The sequence below is a fragment of the Bacteroides sp. AF32-8BH genome, assembly GCF_003435205.1.
GTDB lineage: Bacteria > Bacteroidota > Bacteroidia > Bacteroidales > Bacteroidaceae > Bacteroides > Bacteroides ovatus.
The window spans coordinates 843-1,046 of sequence record NZ_QVLZ01000111.1 but is presented as its reverse complement, the minus strand read 5'-3'; the positions used below and the strand labels follow the sequence as shown (position 1 = coordinate 1,046).

Annotated in this window: 1 protein-coding gene; it reads right to left on the bottom strand. The window is 39.2% G+C overall.

Features of this window, described 5'->3' with window-relative positions; translation table 11 throughout:
* The coding region (locus tag DWZ47_RS31470; RefSeq protein WP_233525143.1) for a hypothetical protein at positions 1-153 on the bottom strand (153 nt) is incomplete at its 3' end.
* Positions 154-204 lie beyond the last annotated feature (51 nt).

Sequence of the window (204 nt, the reverse complement as noted above, 5' to 3'; positions counted from 1 at the left end):
AAGAATTAACGAAGAAGCCGTGTCTCTGTCAGGATATTCGTATTTGAGCTTTTTCTTGGTCTGACGGATTATTTTCTCTATTTCCGGTATCATCGTGTCCGTCATATTCTTGATTAGATGGAATCGGTCGCAGATTTGTGTAACACCAGGAATTATTCTGTTTATAGCCTCTGTGAAACATCTTCCACGGTCTCTCGTTATATA